The sequence below is a fragment of the Oleiphilus sp. HI0117 genome, assembly GCF_001635235.1.
Genome location: NZ_LWGA01000912.1, coordinates 1 through 5,126, shown reverse-complemented (window position 1 = coordinate 5,126; position 5,126 = coordinate 1). Strand labels below are relative to the sequence as shown.

Here is a 5,126-nt window from a genome sequence, read left to right as displayed (position 1 = left end):
CGATAGTCAATACATTGCTTCGAGTGAAGCTGGTGGCTTGGGTATGCCAAATTTATTAAGTGTTGCTAGGTCTTTTGGAATACCGGGCTGTGAAGTGACTGAGAACTCAGGTGTTGAGGAATCATTAGTTCGGGTTGAGGAAAGGGTAGGACCATTTTTTTGTTTGGTTAAGGTCGACCCGTGTTGTCGCGTTGTCCCGCAGGTAAAATTTGGTCGTCCCAATGAAGATCCAGAACCTCTTTTGCCAAGGGATGTCTTTATCAATGAAATGAAGATCCCAGTACTTGATGTGAGTAAGGGAGAATAGTTTGTTTTTAGACGCAGCTGTGCTCGAACAAACCGGGCAACCTCTACGGTTAATGAGGCTTAAGGCCCCTACTTTGGCTAAAGGCCAAGTCCTCGTCAAAGTTCTATATAGTGGGGTTTGCCGTAGCCAGTTAATGGAGGTTAGAGGCAAGCGGGGAGAAGACTCTTGGCTACCCCACCTGCTAGGTCATGAAGGTTCGGGTGTTGTAGTTGAAATAGGACCAGGTGTTACCAAAGTATCACCTGGTGATGCTGTTATTCTAAGCTGGATTAAAGGTGACGGATTAGATGCAGCAGGGGCAATATATAGTGATGGTATTAGAAATATTAACTCTGGTCCGGTTACCACATTCAGCAATTTTACAGTGGTTGCAGAAAATCGAGTTGTTCTGAAGCCTGAATCCTTAGATTTTGATACGGCAGTTTTGTTTGGGTGTGCCTTGCCTACTGGAGCGGGAATGGTCTTGAACGAGTTGACTATTACATCAAAAGAAACAGTTGCTGTTTTGGGCTTGGGTGGGATTGGTCTTTCTGCGGTTATGGCCTTAGTTGCTCTAGGTGTAAAAAATATTATAGCGATAGATGTTTCTAGGGAAAAACTTGAAAAGGTAAAAGGGTGGGGTGTCAGGCATTGTATAAATTCAGAGCATGATGATGTTGTAGAAAAAGTATTGGCTTTGACAAAAGGTGGTGCTGACTTCTGTATTGAAGCGACCGGTCATATTTCAGGAATAGAAGATGGTTTTTCAATGATTCGGAAATTTGGCGGGCAGTTACTTTTTGCTTCACACCCACCCGATGGTGAGAAGATTAGACTTTCGCCGCACGACTTGATTAGCGGTAAGCAGATTTCTGGTAGTTGGGGGGGAAGTGTTATGCTGGACCGAGATATCCCGCGTCTCCATAGTTTATTTTCAAAAGTAGCTACGCCTTTGAATGGCCTCTTAACTAAACGGTACGACTTAAATCAAATCAATGCGGCATTAGATGATCTAGAAGAGGGCCGTGTTTTTCGGCCTTTAATTGTAATGACGCATCAAAATAACTCTCAAAATCCAGAGTGAAGCAGGATTATGCTTAAGTCACAAACAGTATTTGTTTCAGGCAACTTCAATATACTCCACCCGGGTCATCTACGCCTACTCCGCTTTGCAAGGGAAATGGGGGATAGGCTGATTGTGGGCGTCAATAGTGACAAAATTGGCGGTGATCATGTCCATGTTGGTGAGCAGCTTAGGTTAGACGGAATCAAGAGTAATAATTGGGTAACCGAGGCCTTCTTGATGGATGAACCTGTAACGGATGTATTGGCTCGCTTAAAGCCTGATATTGTCGTGAAGGGTAAAGAGTTTGAAAATGTACATAATGTTGAAAAGCGCTCCCTCAAGGAATATGGCGGCAAGCTGGTGTTTAGTTCAGGAGAAGCAGCATTTTCTTCTTTGGACTTAATTCGAAAAAACTTCTCTGGTATGGATCGAATTGATTTATTGTCGGTTCAGAAGTTTGCAAGTAGGCATGATTTCTCGTTTGACAGTTTAATCGATATTATCGGGCGGCTGTCTGATGTTAATGTTTGCGTAGTTGGTGACCTTATTGTTGATGAGTATATTACCTGTGATCCATTAGGTATGTCACAAGAGGACCCGACAATTGTTGTAACGCCTATCGATACGCAGCGTTTTATTGGTGGTGCGGGAATTGTCGCGGCTCACGCCGCGGGCCTGGGAGCAAATTCAAGTTTTATTAGCGTAGCCGGGAATGATCCTATTCGGGAGTATGCTGAAACCGCACTTTCAGAATATGATGTGCAGTCTCGTTTACTTGTTGACGAAAATAGGCCAACGACCCTCAAACAGCGTTTCAGAGCACAAAACAAAACACTATTAAGAGTTAGTCATCTACATCAAGGGTCAATCGGGAAGAAGCTTCAGAACAAAATTGAACAGCATATTTTAGACTTATTACCTGGTCTTGATTTGTTGGTATTCTCCGATTTTAACTATGGCTGTTTACCTCAACCTCTGATAGAAAAAATTGTAGACCACTGCAACGGTCATAACGTGACAATAATTGCCGATAGCCAGTGCTCTTCTCAAGTAGGAGATGTTAGTCGTTTTAAGGGGATGAATTTGCTGACGCCCACAGAGAGAGAGGTTCGGGTTAGCTTACGAAATCAAGAAGATGGTTTGGTTGTCATTGCTGAAAGGCTGAGGCAAAAAGCAATGGCTCAAAATATTATATTAACGCTCGGGGCTGAAGGTGTTTTGTTACATATTGAAGATGAAGAAGAAAGTGTTCTAACTGACCGCCTGCCAGCCTTGAACTATGCTCCTATTGACGTAGCTGGAGCTGGTGACTCAATGTTAATTACCTCAGGGCTTACATTGGCAGCCGGTGGGTCAGCATGGCAAGCTGCAGCGCTGGGAAGTGTTGCAGCAGGCATACAAGTTAGCAGGATGGGGAATAAGCCCTTGAGTAAGCAGGAGTTTATGAATACTTTTGGCAAAATCAATACATGATTTGGATGTTGTAAAGGGATAAACGTATGCAAATAAGTCAATTGAAAGAGATTGTTGACTCTATTCGAAAACAAACTCCAAGAGGGTGGATCTTAATGTCACCGAACTCTATTGGTGAGGTGCTAGTGACAGCATCTTTTGCAAGAAGTTTGGTAGAAAAAACAGGCTACCCCATTACATTGTGCGTACGGCCAGAGCACAAGGCTATGGTTGAAGCGCTTTATCCAAATCGATTTACCGCTGTTGTTGCTATGGACATGGAGTTGATGCGCTCATTTAGCACGAGTGGTTATATTCCACATGATCACTTTGATATCGACTTTCCAATCAATCTATGGCCATCTCAATATGGCGGTGGGTACTTAGCAAAATTCCAAGACCTACATTATAAACGGCATGGAGCTAGTGGTCTTTCATTAGGTGATATATGGCGGCACATGCTTCAACTTGATTGGGATACTCCTATGGAAAGGCCGTGTAATCGCTTTTTTAATGAGCGCAACGATATCTTAACTAAGTATGGTGTAAAGGAAGGGGAGTACTCATTATTTCAGCTAGGTAATAATACTAATAAGCCCTTACCTAGTACCTTTTGGTCCCCTTTAGAAGAGCTTTATGGCGAGAACCAACAGCCTGTGTTAGTGAACTTAAAGGGAGCTATGCTGGTACATAATAACTTGCGCTTTAACAATGTTAAGCAGGTCGACCTAGATATTTTGGACGCTCTTTATCTTATTAATAAGTCGCATTCAACAGTTTCGGGCAATAATGGCTTAATGTTTATTAGTACTTTCCTAGATTATGTTGACGAATGTAAACCTGAATTGCACGTAGTGATGACTGACCAGTATTGTAAGCATTACAACTTGCTGAATAGTGACTGGGAAAAGGCTTTCGTCCCTTATGAAAAAAATACTGAAATTAGTATTCGCTCTTCTGAATATTCATCTTCAACAGCGCAGATATACGAGTGGATCGTTGGTGTGGATGAGAAAGCTGATCAGCATAAAAAAGCAGCGACTGATGTATTCAATCGTAATGAAGAGTCCGAGTTTTGCGTAAGGCTAAGCACACATAGCTCGCGAGACGCTTTTCCAGCCACCGTTAGCTTTAAGAATAACTAGTCCTATTAGTAAGTGGTATAGAGTAATACCTGATTTTAAGAGTAACTGATTATTGGCTTATAACTACGATAGCGTCAAATAATGTATATATGAGTTCATTAAACTCATTACGGTTGAACATTTTGATCAGGCTTTGGGCTTAAGGCCATAAATATAAGAAGAGGATGAATGGTGAGTGCAAGAGAACTGTTTTTACAGCATGCAAACCTAGTAGACAGCAAGTATGGTGATTCTGAATCAGTTAGTGTTGCCACATTGAATAAGGAGCTGATAAACGAGTTACTAGGTCTTATAGATAATTCTAATGAGCATGAGCATGAGCATGAGCATGAGCAAGTAGTTGACAATGATCTTCCTATTTTTTCAGTGGATGACTTGCTGGTTGACCATCACGCTTATGATGTTGTGGAGAAACTTGGTCAGACTCAGGATGCTCATGACCTTTACCCAAATAGAGTTATTCCTGTCGTCATTCGGAAGTTACATAACTTTTTACGTGAAGAGTTTTCGAGTCAGGTTAAATCGCCATTTGTTTATGTCAACACGCGTGCATGGACTACTAAGCCTGGTACAGAAAGATTTGGCCCGAATGCGATGCACTTAGATGGGCTTGAAGCAGGTCATTTAAAAATCATGGTTTATTTGACCCCGCTAAACAAGGAAAGTGGTTATTTAGTTATTGGTAATGATGAAATAAAAGATGTACCAGCCGGCCTTTGTGTCATGTTCAAAAACTCTGATATTAGTCACTCAGGCGTACCAGGCTTAAGCTTAGGTAGGACTTGTATTGAAGTTACCTTAATGAGAGCTTTGGTTGATTTACCTCAATTATGGCTGGGACATCACTTTGGAAGACATCTTGTGGACCCCTCAATTGCTTACCTTCGGGCTAGCGAGCTGATTAATGACCAAACAAAAATTCAGGAGAAACAACCATTGTTTCCTACAGATAAGTTAAAAATTAATATTGGTTCCGGACGACGAGATTGGTCAGAGTGGACCTGCTTTGATGAAATAAATAGTCCGGGTGTCACAAACCTGGTTTTAAACGAAACTGTCAAACTGCCTATTGAGAATCAGTCTGTAGGCCTTGCTTATTCATCACACGCTTTTGAGCACCTTCCCGACAATACTATTTTTAGAATTATGTGGGAACTTCGTAGAGTTTTATGCGTGG

General features: G+C 41.9%; 5 protein-coding genes. All 5 read left to right on the top strand.

Annotated features, from left to right (window positions below; translation table 11 throughout):
• Positions 1–307, top strand: a 307-nt coding sequence (locus A3757_RS26920; protein WP_197470081.1) for a hypothetical protein, incomplete at its 5' end; no start/stop codon positions are given.
• 1 nt (position 308) lies between these two features.
• Complete coding sequence (locus A3757_RS16220) at positions 309–1,370, top strand: zinc-binding dehydrogenase (protein WP_197470080.1); 1,062 nt, start codon at positions 309–311, stop codon at positions 1,368–1,370.
• 9 nt (positions 1,371–1,379) lie between these two features.
• Positions 1,380–2,825 (top strand): PfkB family carbohydrate kinase, encoded by a 1,446-nt coding sequence (locus tag A3757_RS16215; RefSeq protein WP_068739929.1) that lies wholly within the window; start codon positions 1,380–1,382, stop codon positions 2,823–2,825.
• 95 nt (positions 2,826–2,920) lie between these two features.
• On the top strand, positions 2,921–3,949 hold the full coding sequence (locus A3757_RS16210) for a hypothetical protein (protein ID WP_156506365.1): 1,029 nt from the start codon (positions 2,921–2,923) through the stop codon (positions 3,947–3,949).
• Between the two features lie 168 nt (positions 3,950–4,117).
• The coding region (locus A3757_RS16205; RefSeq protein WP_156506364.1) for a hypothetical protein at positions 4,118–5,126 on the top strand (1,009 nt) is incomplete at its 3' end.